At 67.6% G+C, this 14,125-nt stretch carries 11 protein-coding genes; 4 read left to right on the forward strand and 7 right to left on the reverse strand.

Annotated features, from left to right (window positions below):
• Positions 1–6 precede the first annotated feature (6 nt).
• A complete protein-coding gene (locus tag GEM_RS21200; RefSeq protein ID WP_014899440.1) occupies positions 7–1,392 on the reverse strand; it encodes an amino acid permease in 1,386 nt (461 codons plus the stop codon).
• A 317-nt stretch (positions 1,393–1,709) separates the two neighbouring features.
• Here GEM_RS21200 and GEM_RS21205 point away from each other — a divergent pair, with 317 nt between their 5' ends.
• Positions 1,710–2,183 (forward strand): Lrp/AsnC family transcriptional regulator, encoded by a 474-nt coding sequence (locus GEM_RS21205; protein WP_014899441.1) that lies wholly within the window; start codon positions 1,710–1,712, stop codon positions 2,181–2,183.
• Positions 2,184–2,228: 45 nt separating this feature from the next.
• Here the strand turns inward: GEM_RS21205 and GEM_RS21210 are convergent, their stop codons facing one another.
• Positions 2,229–3,140: an EamA family transporter gene (locus tag GEM_RS21210; protein ID WP_014899442.1), complete on the reverse strand. Its 912-nt coding sequence runs from the start codon at positions 3,138–3,140 to the stop codon at positions 2,229–2,231.
• 346 nt (positions 3,141–3,486) lie between these two features.
• Here GEM_RS21210 and GEM_RS21215 point away from each other — a divergent pair, with 346 nt between their 5' ends.
• Positions 3,487–5,160, forward strand: a complete 1,674-nt coding sequence (locus GEM_RS21215) for a phospholipase C (protein ID WP_014899443.1) — start codon at positions 3,487–3,489, stop codon at positions 5,158–5,160.
• Between the two features lie 110 nt (positions 5,161–5,270).
• Positions 5,271–6,689 (forward strand): cytochrome-c peroxidase, encoded by a 1,419-nt coding sequence (locus GEM_RS21220; protein WP_014899444.1) that lies wholly within the window; start codon positions 5,271–5,273, stop codon positions 6,687–6,689.
• Positions 6,690–6,719: 30 nt separating this feature from the next.
• Here the strand turns inward: GEM_RS21220 and GEM_RS21225 are convergent, their stop codons facing one another.
• The 5 genes from GEM_RS21225 to GEM_RS21245 all read right to left on the reverse strand — a co-directional run bounded on the left by GEM_RS21225 (position 6,720) and on the right by GEM_RS21245 (position 12,482).
• Positions 6,720–7,451 (reverse strand): class I SAM-dependent methyltransferase, encoded by a 732-nt coding sequence (locus GEM_RS21225; RefSeq protein WP_014899445.1) that lies wholly within the window; start codon positions 7,449–7,451, stop codon positions 6,720–6,722.
• A 190-nt stretch (positions 7,452–7,641) separates the two neighbouring features.
• Complete coding sequence (locus GEM_RS21230; RefSeq protein WP_014899446.1) at positions 7,642–8,964, reverse strand: TIGR00366 family protein; 1,323 nt, start codon at positions 8,962–8,964, stop codon at positions 7,642–7,644.
• A gap of 224 nt (positions 8,965–9,188) precedes the next feature.
• On the reverse strand, positions 9,189–10,523 hold the full coding sequence (locus GEM_RS21235; RefSeq protein ID WP_014899447.1) for a chloride channel protein: 1,335 nt from the start codon (positions 10,521–10,523) through the stop codon (positions 9,189–9,191).
• 179 nt (positions 10,524–10,702) lie between these two features.
• Entirely contained in the window at positions 10,703–11,944 is a 1,242-nt protein-coding gene (gene codA, locus GEM_RS21240; RefSeq protein ID WP_014899448.1) for a cytosine deaminase, read from the reverse strand.
• A 73-nt stretch (positions 11,945–12,017) separates the two neighbouring features.
• Positions 12,018–12,482: a VOC family protein gene (locus tag GEM_RS21245; protein WP_014899449.1), complete on the reverse strand. Its 465-nt coding sequence runs from the start codon at positions 12,480–12,482 to the stop codon at positions 12,018–12,020.
• Between the two features lie 309 nt (positions 12,483–12,791).
• On the opposite strand from GEM_RS21245, the gene GEM_RS21250 reads away from it, so the two are divergent.
• Positions 12,792–13,934, forward strand: a complete 1,143-nt coding sequence (locus GEM_RS21250) for a porin (RefSeq protein WP_014899450.1) — start codon at positions 12,792–12,794, stop codon at positions 13,932–13,934.
• The last annotated feature ends 191 nt before the right edge of the window (positions 13,935–14,125 follow it).

The raw sequence follows: 14,125 nt of genomic DNA on the forward strand, positions 1-14,125 counted from the left end.
CCTGGGTCAGCGCACGGACGCGCCGTCGCGCACCGCGTAGCCTGCATTCTTCTGACGGAAGCGATACCCGATCGCGAGCACCGCGAGCCATACGGGGATCAGGTACACCGACAGGCGGAGATCCGGCGTCAGGTACATCACGACGAGAATGCCGGCCATGAACGCCAGGCACAGGTAATTCGTGAAAGGATAGCCCAGACTGCGGAAGGAAGTCTGCTCCCCGGCGATGCGCTTGGCCTGGCGGAACTTCAGGTGGATCAGGGTGATCATCGCCCAGTTGATGATCAGCGCCGACACGACGAGGCCCATCAGCACCTCGAACGCCTTGCCCGGCATGAAGTAGTTGACCAGCACGCACAGGCCGGTCGCGAGCGCCGACGCGCCGAGCGCGGCGAGCGGAATGCCGCGCTTGTTCACCGAGCACAGCACCTTCGGCGCGTTGCCCTGCTTCGCGAGGCCGAACAGCATCCGGCTGTTGCTGTACACGCCGCTGTTGTAGACCGACAGCGCCGCCGTCAGCACGACCACGTTCAGCACGTTCGCGACCAGGTTGCTGCTGAGCGCGTGGAAGATCAGCACGAACGGGCTGCCGCCGGTGACGACCTTTTCCCACGGATACAGCGACAGCAGCACGGCGAGCGCGCCGATGTAGAAAATCAGGATCCGGTAGATCACCTGGTTGGTCGCGCGCGGAATGCTGTGTTTCGGATCATCGGCCTCGGCCGCGGTGATGCCGATCAGCTCCAGCCCGCCGAACGAGAACATGATCGCCGCCATCGACATCACGAGCCCCGACACGCCGTTCGGGAAGAAGCCGCCGTGCTGCCACAGGTTCGCGACGCTCGCTTCCGGCCCCGCATGGCCGCTCGCGAGCAGCCAGCCGCCGAAGCCGATCATCCCGACGATCGCGGCGACCTTGATGATCGAGAACCAGAATTCCGTCTCGCCGTACGACTTCACGCTCGCCAGGTTGAGGAGGTTGATCGCGACGAAGAACACCAGCGCCGACACCCAGGTCGGCACGCCCGGCCACCAGTACTGCACGTAGATCCCGACGGCCGACAGCTCGGCCATGCTCACGAGGATGTACAGCACCCAGTAGTTCCAGCCGGACAGGAAGCCGGTGAAGTGGCCGACGTACTTGTCGGCGAAATAGCTGAACGAGCCGGCGACGGGCTCGTCGACGACCATCTCGCCGAGCTGGCGCATGATGAAGAACGCGACGACGCCGGCCACCGCGTAGCCGAGCAGCACGGACGGGCCGGCCATCTTGATCGTCTGCGCGATGCCGAGGAACAGCCCCGTGCCGAGCGCGCCGCCGAGGGCGATCAGCTGGATGTGCCGGTTCTTCAGCCCCCGCTTCAGGCCGTCCTTCTCGTTTCCAGAAACCATGTCTTCTCCACTCTGTCCGCCTCCGCCGGAAGCGGTGCGGCGCGCCTCGGTGTGCCGGGCGCTGTTTTGCTGTGCCGGCGACCGTTCGTGGAGCCACCGGGTTGGGGACTGCAATCTTCGCGTGGCGACGCCCGATTCCTGTCGGCAGGCCCGCCAGACCGGCCGCCGACTGCCGCCGCGCCGCATTGCTGCGGGCGCACACGAAAATCCGGCGTCAGTTTAGCGTCGGGACAGCGAAATCGGGTTGCGTAACCCGCTCATGCAAACCCTACATTATGAGATAAGATTGCATCCAGGAGACAGATGAGGAAACAAAAATGCCTGAACCGGTTCTCGATCGCATCGATCGCCACTTGCTGTCGGTGCTGCAGGAGAACGGCCGCGCGTCGAACCTCGACCTGGCGAAGGCCGTCGGCCTGTCGCCTGCGCAGACGCTGCGGCGCCACCGCCGGCTGGAAGAGATCGGCGCGATCCGCCGTTACGAAACCCGTCTGTGCCCCGATACGCTCGGGTTCGGCGTCACCGCGTTCGTGCACGTGACGATGGAGCGCGGGCATATCCGCGACCTGTCGAAGTTCCAGAAACTGGTGTCGGATCTCGCGCAGATCCAGGAATGTTTTTCCGTGACCGGCGACATCGACTACGTGCTGAAGGTCGTCGCGCACGACCTGAAGGGACTGTCCAGGTTCCTGCTCGAAACGCTGATGCGCATTCCCGGCGTGAGCGGCGTGCATTCGAGCGTGTGCCTCGACGAGATCAAGTGCACGAGTGCGATGCCGGTGGAAAGCTGACGCGCTACCGCGCGCCCTGCCGGGCAGCGCGTTCGGCAGCCGGATTCAGTGCACCGCTTCGAACGCGCTGATCAGCAACGCCCCGCAAGCAATCATCAGGCATCCGCCGGCGCGACGCGGCGTCAGCCGCTCGCCGAGATACCCGCGCGCGATCAACGCCGCGAACACCACGCTCGTTTCGCGCAGCGCCGACACCGGGCCCATCGGCGCGCGATCCATCGCCCAGATCACGATCCCGTACGCAAGCGCCGCGAACACGCCGCCGCACGCGGCCTTCGCGGTTGCGCCGACATCCTGCGTCACCCTCAGCGGCCCCGCGCGCAGCCGGTAGTACGCGGCCATCAGCAGAGCGGTCAGCACGAACATCCATGCGGTATAGCCTATCGTGCTGCCGCTTTCCCGCACGCCAATCCCGTCGACCACGCTGTACGCGGCAATCGACACGCCGGTCGCGAACGCGGTCGGCAACACCTGCGTCATCCGGTGTCGCGCGCCGCGCCCGCGCTCCAGCCCGATCGCCATGATGCCGGCGCAGATCAGCACGAGCCCGCATTGTGCGCCCGTGCTCAGGCGCTCGCCTGCGAACGCCGCCGCGCCCAGCGTGACCAGCAGCGGCGCGGTGCCGCGCGCAACCGGATAGGCGACGGTCAGGTCGCCGTGCTCGTATGCCCGCACCAGCAGCAGCGTATAGACCACGTGGATCAGCGCCGACGCGACGACGCACGCCCAGCTCGCGGGCGCGATCGGCGCGGCAGCCGGCAGGAACAGCAGCGCGAACAGCCCGATCGCGATCTGCAGCACCGTGGCCGAGCGCAGCCGGTCGCCGCTGCTGCGCACGAGCGCGTTCCATGACGCATGCAGGAAGGCGGCACACAGAACGGCAAACAGAACGGGGATCGGCACGCTGAATACTCGCTGACGGCCGGCAACGCGAAATCGTCGCCGCGGGCCATACATCGTATGAATGCGTCACCCGGTTGTCAAAAACGGGCGGCGATGCGAGCTCACCCGCGACCGGCCCCGCCGCGCGCTGTCGGCCGCCCCGCGTGGCATTCGCGGCCGTGACCGGATGCGCCGCCGAATGCGTCGCAAAAGTTGCATGCGCGCCGCCCCTTTCCGCTTTCTTTCGCCGTGCGCCGCGCCGTAATGAAATCGATACCGCAGCGCAACCGTCGCGAAACCGCTCCGCCCCCAGATCTTCATGCCGGGCTGTTTCAATGCCGGTGCTTTCTCGAGCTCCGTGCCGAACCGACACGACGACGGGGCCGACTTCCACCATCGAAAACCTACCTGGAGTTTCCCGATGTTTCGTCAAGCCTTGCTCGTCACCGCCTGCGCCGGCGCGGCGCTTGCGCTGTTCGCCTGCGGCGGCAGCGACGATCCCACGTCGACGCCCGCCGTGTCGTCGCAGGATGCGCTGCAGACCGCCACGCCGATCAAGCACGTCGTCGTGATCTACGGCGAAAACGTGTCGTTCGACCACTATTTCGGTACCTACCCGAATGCGTCGAACCCGTCGGGCGAACCGGCATTCACTGCGAAGTCCGGCACGCCGTCGGTCAACGGGCTGAGCGGCACGCTGCTCACCGCGAACCCGAACTTCACGAACACGGCCAACGGCACCGATGCCGCGAACCCGTTCCGCCTCGACCGCACGCAAGCCGCGACGGCCGACCAGAACCATGCGTACACGGCCGAGCAACAGGCCGAGGACAACGGCCTCGCCGACCTGTTCCCGAAATACACCGGCAAGGGCTCGTCCGGCGGCGCCGGCGCATTCGGCACGAAGGGCCAGGTAATGGGCTTCTTCGACGGCAACACCGTCACCGCGCTGTGGAACTACGCACAGCGCTTCGCGATGAGCGACAACGCGTATACGACGGTCTACGGCCCGTCGACGCCGGGTGCGCTGAACGTCGTGTCGGGCCAGACCAACGGGATGCAGATCGTCAAGACGTCGAAGCAGCCGTCGACGCTCGCCGCCACCTCGTACTACATCAACGACGGCCAGGGCGGCTTCACGATGATCAACGACGTCGACCCGGGCTTCGACGTGTGCTCGAGCACGACCGACCAGGCGATGATGAGCGGCAAGAACATCGGCGACCTGCTGAACGGCGCGAAGATCACGTGGGGCGGCTTCATGGGCGGCTTCAACCTGTCGACGACCAACGGCAACGGCACGACCGGCTGCAACCGCAGCACCGTCGCCACCGCCGTGAACGCAGCGACGACCGACTACATCCCGCACCACAACTGGTTCCAGTACTACGCGTCGACCGCGAACCCGCAGCACACGCGCCCGAGCGCAGTCGCGGCGATCGGTTCGAGCCTCGCAGCCGACGGCAAGACGGCCGAGCCGGCGAACCACCAGTACGACACCGACGATTTCTTCGCGGCCGTGAAGGCCGGCAACTTCCCGTCGGTCAGCTTCCTGAAGGCGCCCGCCGCGCAGGACGCGCACGCGGGCTATTCGGATCCGCTCGACGAGCAGGCGTTCGTGACGAAGGTCGTCAACTTCCTGCAGCAGCAGCCCGACTGGCAGAACACGGCCGTGATCGTCACCTATGACGACTCGGACGGCTGGTACGACCACGCGTACACGGCACCGACCCGCGCGTCGTCCGACGCGGTCGACCAGGTGAACGGCAACGGCGCGTGCGGCTCGGGCGGCACCACCGGCGTGAACGGCGGCACCGTGAACGGCCGCTGCGGTCCGGGTGTGCGCATCCCGCTGGTCGTGATCTCGCCGTACGCGAAGCAGAACTACGTCGACCACACGATGATCGACCAGGCGTCCGTCGTGCGCTTCATCGAGGACAACTGGCTCGGCAGCCAGCGCATCGGCGGTGGTTCGTTCGATGCGACGGCAGGCGACCTGCGCGGGCTGTTCGACTTCTCGTCGAAGCCGAATACGGCGCCGCTGTATCTCGATCCGACGCTAGGCACCGAGTTGAGCGCGGCGCCGGCGATCTGACCGGCATGGCGTAACAACTAGCAGCAGGCAGCAGCAGGCCGGCGCATCGTGCGCCGGCCGTTTCCGTTCAATGCGCCGCTTTGCGCGGTGCCCGAGTTCCGACCGCCAGCATGACAGCCCGTCCCGCGTACCCGTCTCCCGACGCATCCGGCGCCGCCGCGCCGCGTTCCCCTGCCCGCGTGCTGCGCCGCGCGGCGTACGTGTTCGGCACCGCCGTGCTCGGCTACGGCGCGTTCGCGATCGCGTTTCCGGCGCGCACGCCGGCAGCAATCGGCGACGTCGTTGCCGACTGGACCGGCGCGAATCCGCATCCGGTCGTGCTGCAGCGCCCGGCCGCGCAGCCGCTGTCCGCGGTCGCACAGCTCGGGCGGGCGCTGTTCGCCGATCCGTCGCTGTCGGCATCCGGCAAGCAGTCGTGCGCGTCGTGTCACAGCCCCGATCATGCGTACGGGCCGCCGAACGGGCTCGACGTGCAGCCGGGTGGCCTCGCGATGACGCAGCAGGGCTACCGCCCGCCGCCGTCGCTGATGTACCTGTACCGGCAACCGAACTTCAGCATCGGCCCCGATGCGGGCGAAAACGACGCCGCGCCGAGCGTCGCGCAGCAGGCCGCGTCGGCGGCCGGTGTCGTCAAGGCGCAGAAGGTGGCCGGCACGTCGGCTGCGCCGCAGCTCGTGCCGCAGGGCGGGATGTTCTGGGACGGCCGCGCCGATACGCTGCAGCAGCAGGCGTTCGGGCCGCTGCTGAACCCCGTAGAAATGGCGAATGCGAGCATCGACGACGTCGCGCACAAGCTCGCGCAGTCGTCGCATCGCGCGCGCTTCGAGCAGCTGTTCGGCGCGCGCGTGTTCGACAGTCCGCAGCTCGCGGTGTCGGAAGCGATGTTCGCGATCGCGCGGTATCAGGTCGAGGACCCGTCGTTCCATCCGTACAACAGCAAGTACGACCGCTGGCTCGAGGGCCGCGCACGCCTCACGCAGGCGGAGCTGCACGGGCTGCGGCTCTTCAACGATCCGGACAAGGCGAATTGCGCCGGCTGCCACCTGTCGAAGCCCGGCAAGGACGGCCTGCCGCCGATGTTTACCGACTTCCAGTACGAGGCGCTCGGCGCACCGCGCAACCAGGCGCTCGCGCAGAACCGCAACCCGGCGTTCTACGATCTCGGCGTGTGCGGCCCGTTCCGCGACGACCTGAAGGACCAGACGCAGTATTGCGCGATGTTCCTGACGCCCACGCTGCGTAACTCGGCGACGCGTCATGTGTTCTTCCACAACGGCGTGTTCCATACGCTCGACCAGGTGATGGCGTTCTACAACGAGCGCAGCATCTCGCCGCAGAAGTTCTATTCGCGCGGCGCGGACGGCAAGGTCGACGAGTACGACGACGTTCCGCCGAAGTACCGCGCGAACGTCGACGTGACCGATGCGCCGTTCGACCGCAAGCCCGGCGACAAGCCCGCGATGACCGCGCAGGACATCGAGGATATCGAAGCGTTTCTCGGCACGCTCACCGACGAGCCGACACGCTGACGACCGGCGCTCGACTGCCCGACGTGCGCGTCAGCGGCGCGCGCGGATGCAAAGGAAGGCCGGCGCCAGCGACAGCTCCGCATGGAGCCGCTCCGACACGGCCTTCATCTCGCGCAGCGGCGTCGGTTCGACGAACCGGTCGAGCCGCCAGCCGGCGTCGGCGAGCGCGTTCAGGATCTCGGCAAGTGGCCGGCGCCACGCCTCGACATAGGGTTTCGGTTCGCCAAAGCCCGACCAGTGGAAGCCGAAACGGCACGTATCGAAGTACGTGCCGTCCCCGCGCGTGCGCTCGTCCATCCAGTCGCGCATCGGGTGCGCCATCGAGAACACCAGCGTCGCGCCCGGCCGCGCGACGCGCCTGAATTCGCGCAGCGTCGGTGCGAGATCGCGCACGTAGTCGAACGCGAGCGAACACAGGATCTTGTCGAACGCGTGATCAGGGAGCCAGTCGAGCGGCGCCGCGAGATCGCCCTCAGTGACATCGACGGCAAGCCCGGCGCAGCGTGTTTTCGCGAGCGAGACCATCTCGGGCGTGATGTCGAACGCGTGTACGGTCGCACCGTGGCGCGCGAGGTGCTCGCTGCAGATGCCGGGCCCGCAGCCGGCGTCGAGCACCGTCAGGCCACTGACGTCGCCGAGCAGCGCCAGCGTCGCCGGCCGCTCGTAGAGCGCGTTGTGCGCCTTGGTCGGTGCGATATCGGCATAACGCTGTGCGAAGGCCGCATACGTGCGGCGGGCGGACGGTTCATTCGGATCGGTCATGCGGCATCGGTCGGCGGGAATCGGGGTTTCGATTCTGCACGATCGCGGCGCCGATGGCGATCTTCGGGCGGCGGTTGCGGCGACGCTTGCGCACCCCTGTCGGCCCGCCAGTGGTCAACCGTTCCACGGCGGAGCCGGTCCGAACGGTGCGATGCGGTGGGCGTGCCCGCCCGCATCGCACCACGCCCGATCAGAACAGATACATCCCCGCGACGAACACCACGCCGGAAAACAGCAGCGTCGTCACGCAGTACCCCATGATGTCGCGCACGCCGAGCCCGGCGATCGCGAGCGCGGGCAGCGCCCAGAACGGCTGCGCCATGTTGGTCCACGCCTCGCCATACGCAATCGCCATCGCGGCCTTGCCGAGATCGGCGCCGAGCGCCTGCGCGGCCGGCATCACGAACGGGCCCTGCACAACCCAGTGGCCGCCGCCCGACGGCACCGCGAAATTGATCACGGCCGAGCTGAGGAACGCGAGCAGCGGGAAGGTGTGCACGTTCGCGATGTCGACGAACCATTTCGTGATCACGCCCGCGAGCCCCGAGTGATCCATCAGCGCCTGGATGCCCGCATAAAACGGAAACTGGATCATGATCCCCGACGCGCCGCGCGCCGCGCCGGCCACCGCGCGCGCATAGGCCATCGGCGTACGGTGCAGCAGGATGCCGGCCGCGAGGAACGCGAGGTTCACGGTGTCGATGTCGAGCGCGAAACCCTTCTGCACGAAACGCAGCACGAGGAACGCCGCACACAGCGCCGCGACGAAAACCGCCAGCGCGCGGCTCTCTTCCAGCCGTTCGGCGAACGTCGCATCGGGCCCGAGCTGGCGCTCGACGCTCGGCGGTTCGGCAAGCAGCGCCGGATCGACGCTGACGACGTCGCCGGGCTTCGGCATCATCATCCGCGCGAGAAACGGCAGCATCACGATCAGCCCGATCGTGATGAACGCGTTGTAGCCGGTGAAGATCGTGTGCGACACCGGAATCAGCCCGATGGTCTTTTCCATCGGATTGCCCTTCGTCGCGGCGACGAGCGGGACCGAACCCGACAACCCGCCATGCCAGCTCAGGAAGCCCATGTACGCGGATGCGACGAGCAGCCGGTAGTCGCTGCCGGCCACGCGGCGCGCGACCTCGCGCGCGAGCATCGCGCCGAGCACGAGACCGAAGCCCCAGTTGATCGCACAGGCGAGCGCGCCGACGAACGCGACGAGCATCACGCCCTGCCCCGGCGTGCGCGCAGTGCTTGCGAGCGCAACGAGCAGGCGCCGCACGGGCGGCGAACTCGCGAGCGCGTGGCCGGTGACGAGAATCATCACCATTTGCATGGAGAACGCGAGCAGGTTCCAGAAGCCGGAACCCCACATCGTCGTGAGTTGCACCGGCGTATTCGGCGTAAGGCCGAACGCGAGCGCGAACGTCACGATCGTCAGCAGGATCGCGAAAATCAACGGGTCGGGCAGCACGCGGTGGACCACCTGCGTGAAAAAGCGGGAAATACGCTGAATCAACTTGAGCTCCTCGTTTCCTGATAGGGACATCCGCGCGCGTGTGGTTCGTTGTTGGGTGGCGCGCAAACGCGCGGATTCTTGCACAGAACCGGCACACGCGCTTCGGCGTGTCCGACAGCACGATCGGGCAGCGATACGGGGGACGAACCGACGGGGAAACGGGCAGGAAAACGACGGCGGGCGGCCGGTGCGCCGCCTGCGCAGATGAAGGATGGCGGCGCGCGCTAGCGCGTTGCCGTGGCCGGCGTGCTGACGATCGCGCTCGCCTTCACCCGCCGTTCCGCCAGTTGCTGCGCGAACCGATATGCGACGAGCGAGCCGGTCACGGCCAGCAGCATCGGCACGAGGCTGTCGTGATTCGCACGCGTGAATTCGAGCAGCAGCACGACGGCCGTGATCGGCATCTGCATCGACGCAGCGAGAAACGCGGTCGCACCGACGAGCGCGCATCCGCCGATCGACGCGCCCGGCCACACGAGACTCCACAGCCCGCCGAGCACGACGCCGAGCAGCGCGCCGTTCGCCAGACCCGGCGTCAGCAGCCCGCCTTCGGCGCCTGCGCGCAGGCTGCCCGCCTCGATCAGCACCTTCAGCACGAGCAGCGTCGCCGCCAGACCGATCGTCAGCGTACCGTCGAATCCGAGCGACGCGGGCCCCTTGCCGTTGCCGAGCAGTTGCGGAAACCGCATCGCGAGCACGCCGACCACCGCGAAATTGACCAGCGCGAGCACGGGCAGCAGCCGGCCCTTCGGCGCATCCGCCCGCGCGCGGGTCGTGAGCCGCACGAAGCCGTAGGCGGCCAGGCCGAACAGCGGCCCGCAGACGATCGACCACACGACGAGCGGCGTGCTCAGCGCGAACGCCGGCACCGTGTACTGGTGTTCGTTGCCGAGACCGAACCATGCGACTGCCGCCGCGATCGCCGACGTGACGACCGCCACCACCAGTGCGCGCAACTCGAACGTGCCGAGCAACACTTCGAGCACGAACACGGCGCCGCCGAGCGGCACGTTGTAGACGGCCGCGAGGCCGGCGCCCGCGCCGCACGCAACCATCAGCCGGCAGTCGGCGGGCGTGAGCCCCGCGCGGTGCGCGAGCCGGCCGGCGAGCAGCGAGCCGATCTCGCGCGGCGCGACTTCGCGGCCGAGCGGCGAACCGAGCGCGACGGTAACGATCTGCAGCAGCGCATGAACCGTCGTGCTGACAAACGGCATCCGCGGATCGGCCGCGCGCACTGCCCGGCGAATGCTGACGAGCGGCCGGCCATACCGGTAAAGCGCCCACCAGCCGCCGCCCGCGACGAGCCCGCAGACGACGAGCACCGCGAGCCTGCGCAGCGGGTCGGCCCGGGTCACGCCGGTGAGGAAGCTCTCGGTGCCGACGACCTGCCCCAGGCTGTAGCCATAGGCCACATGCTGGATCGCATGCAGCAGCAGCGCGAGCAGCATGCCGCCGAGGCCCGCGCCGACACCGGTCAGGATCGTGACGGCGGCGATCCGCGCGAACGGGCTGGCGGCAACGGGAGAAGACGCGGGAGCGGACGGGAGATCGAGGCGCATGCGGTCGGCGAACGAGGATCGAAAAGACGGCGCGCACCCCGCGCGCCGGTGTCAGGACCGCATCGTAGGCTTCGACCTATCATGAGACAAACGTATTTTTCTGATCAACTCATGCATTTTTCGAATATACAGGTGAAGGCGACCCAAGACGGTGCGTGCCGCCGCCGGCTCGGCCTGGGTCAATCCGGATACGTGACGCGCTCGGGCTCCCGTCGCATGATGACCTTCCCGTGGCGAACCGACAGCGTCGCCTTCGCCTGGCGGCGCACCGCTTCGTAGTCGCTCTCCGCGTCGAGCACGACCAGGTTCGCCGGACGGCCGACCGCGATCCCGTAGCCGTCGCCGAGATGCATCGTCGTCGCGCTGTGATCGGTCACGAAATCGAGGCAGCGCTGCAGATCCTGGTAGCCCATCATGTGACAGATATGAAGCCCGGCATCGAGCACACGCAGGATGTTGCCGTTGCCGAGCGGGTACCACGGGTCCTTGATCGAATCCTGTCCGAAACACACGTTCAGGCCCGCGCGGTCGAGCTCCGCGACGCGCGTGACGCCGCGCCGCTTCGGAAACGTATCGAAACGCCCCTGCAGGTGGATGCTCTCGGTCGGGCACGAGATGAAGTTCAGTCCCGCGCGCTTGAGCAGCCGGAACAGCTTCGAGCAATACGCGTTGTCGTACGAGCCCATCGCGGTCGTGTGGCTCGCCGTCACGCGTGCGCCCATGCCGCGCACGCGGGCTTCTTCCGCGAGCACCTCCAGAAAACGCGAGTGCGGATCGTCGGTCTCGTCGCAGTGCACGTCGACGAGGCAGCCGGTGCGCTCCGCCAGCTCCATCAGGAAGCGGATCGAGCTGACGCCCTGCTCGCGCGTGTTCTCGAAATGCGGAATCCCGCCGACGACATCCGCGCCGAGGTCGATCGCCTGCTCCATCAGCGCCCGCCCGCCGTCGAACGACTCGATGCCCTCCTGCGGAAATGCGACGATCTGCAGGTCGATCAGCCCGCGTGCCTCGTCCTTCACCTCGAGCATCGCCTTCAGCGCGGCCAGCGTCGGATCGGTGACGTCGACGTGGGTGCGCACGTGCTGGATGCCGTGATCGCGCAGCATGCCGATCGCCGCATGCGCGCGCGTCTTCGTGTCCGCGTGCGTGATCGTCGCCTTGCGCTCGGACCAGCGCTCGATCCCCTCGAACAGCGTGCCGCTCATGTTCCAGGCCGGCTCGCCGGCCGTGAGCACGGCATCGAGATGGATATGCGGTTCGACGAGCGGCGGGATCGCGAGGCGACCGCCCGCGTCGACGTCGGCGGCGCCAACCGGTACGACCGGCGCGGTTTGCGCGTCGATCCGCGCGATCTTGCCGGCATCGACGCCGATTGTGAACAGCCCGTCGCGACCGCGCAGGCGTGCATTGAACAGGTTCATGTGGGTCCTGGCGTCAGGCGGCGCCAACGCGCCGCGTGGTGGGAAAAACCGGCCCGGGCGATGCGTGCCGTCCTTACTCGAAATCTTCGATCGTCAGGCTGGTCGCGGCGCGCATCTCGTCGTTCGTCACGTCGCGCACGTGCTTGCCGAACGTCCACACATGCCGGCCGGGATCGCGGGCGCGATACATGCGATCGCCGTAGAACTGGTCCGCCGGCGCCTGCAGGATCTCCGCGCCGGCCGCCCGCGCGCGTTCGCAATGCGCATCGATGTCCGCGTCGTCGGGAAGATGCACATGGACGTTCTGCGTGTTCCGGTCGCCGGTGTCTTCCGGCGACGCGATGAAGTCGGCCCACGCGCCGCCGATCATGACGAGCCCGTCGCCGAATGTCATTTCGGCATGCGCGATGTCGCCTTCCGGCGTGGTGACGACGATCGAGCGCTCGAAGCCGAAAGCGTGTTCCAGCCACGCCAGCGCGGCTTTCGGGTTGCGGTAGCACAGCGCGGCACTGAAGGACGGACGGCGACGCTTGGTCATCGGGTGTCTCCGGGTCTCGGCATTGGTCTGCTCATTCTCCACGCGCGCGGGGCGGCGATCAACTCCCGCGCCGGCGGCGTGCGTGTTGTCAATGCGCGACACCGCATGCGCGGCAACCCCGCATCACGCGCCGCAGCGCCGGCGAAAACGCGCGCCATTCGGCCGCCGCACCGGTTTGTGAACGCCGTGTGACGCACTCTTGCGCGACTCGCAATGGTGCACTCGCCCGCCGACCGCCGGAATCAGGCGGACGCCCCCCTACACTTGCGCCGAACTTCGATCGACCATCCCACACGCAGGAGCTGTTAGATGAAAAAAACCATGGTTGCCGCTGCATGCACGGCTGCACTGTTCGCCCCGCTCGCGCACGCCCAGAGCTCGGTCACGCTGTACGGCCTGATCGATGCCGGCATCGCCTACACCAACAATGCGGGTGGCGGCCCGCTGTGGCGCATGGCCACCGGCACGATCAACGGCAGCCGCTTCGGCCTGCGCGGTAGCGAGGATCTCGGTGGCGGCCTGAAGGCACTGTTCGTGCTCGAGAACGGCTTCAACACCAACAACGGCGCGCTCGGCCAGGACGGCAAGCTGTTCGGCCGCCACGCGTATGTCGGCCTGAGCAGCGCCGGCTATGGCACGCTGACGCTCGGCCGCCAGTACGACACGATGGTCGACTTCGTCGCGCCGCTGTCCGCGACGGCCGGCGACTTCGGCGATACGGGCTTCGCGCATCCGTTCGACAACGACAACCTGAACCACTCGGTGCGAATCAACAACGCGGTCAAGTACACGAGCGACACGATCGCGGGCTTCAAGGTCGGCGCGCTGTACGGCTTCTCGAACTCGACGAACTTCGCCGGCAACCGCGCGTACAGCGTCGCGGCGAGCTACACGAACGGCCCGCTGAAGCTGGCCGGCGCGTACCTGCAGATGAACGGCACGAAGGGCTCGACCAGCGCGAGCCCCGGCGCGACCGATGTGGCCGAAGCGAAGAGCGTGAGCCAGGGCGGCTGGTCGGTCGGCGCGGACCGCATGCGCTCGTACGGCGGCGGTGTCAGCTACGTGTTCGGTCCGGCGACCGTCGGCTTCGTCTATACGCGCTCGCAGTACGACAACTCGGGCTCGTTCGGCTCCACCGGCCAGGTCGCATTCAACAACTATGACGTGAACGTCCGCTATGCGGTGACGCCGGCCGTCAGCCTCGGCGCAGCCTACGTGTACACGGACGCCAGCGTGTCGAACCCCGACAGCAAGCACGGCACCGATCCGAAGTGGCACCAGGTCGACCTGCAGGCCGTGTACAAGCTGTCGCGCCGCACCGACCTGTACGCGGAGGCGATGTACCAGCACGCCTCGGGCCGCGGCTACCAGGCGTTCATCAACACGTCGGGTGGCGCATCGAGCACCGCGAACCAGATCGTCGGCACGATCGGCATGCGCACGCGGTTCTGATCCGCTTGACGGCGCGTCGCCCGCCGGCCGTGAACCTGTCGTTGCAGACGGGTTCGGTCGATGCAGGCGACGCGCGCCAATGTTGTGCCATCTGGAAAGCTGCCTGCCTGGAATCGGGGTTTTTGCGACGACGCGCGCTGCATAGACTGACGTCGACGGTTCGGATCGAACCTCGATCGTCGAACCGGCCA

Source organism: Burkholderia cepacia GG4 (assembly GCF_000292915.1).
GTDB lineage: Bacteria > Pseudomonadota > Gammaproteobacteria > Burkholderiales > Burkholderiaceae > Burkholderia > Burkholderia cepacia_D.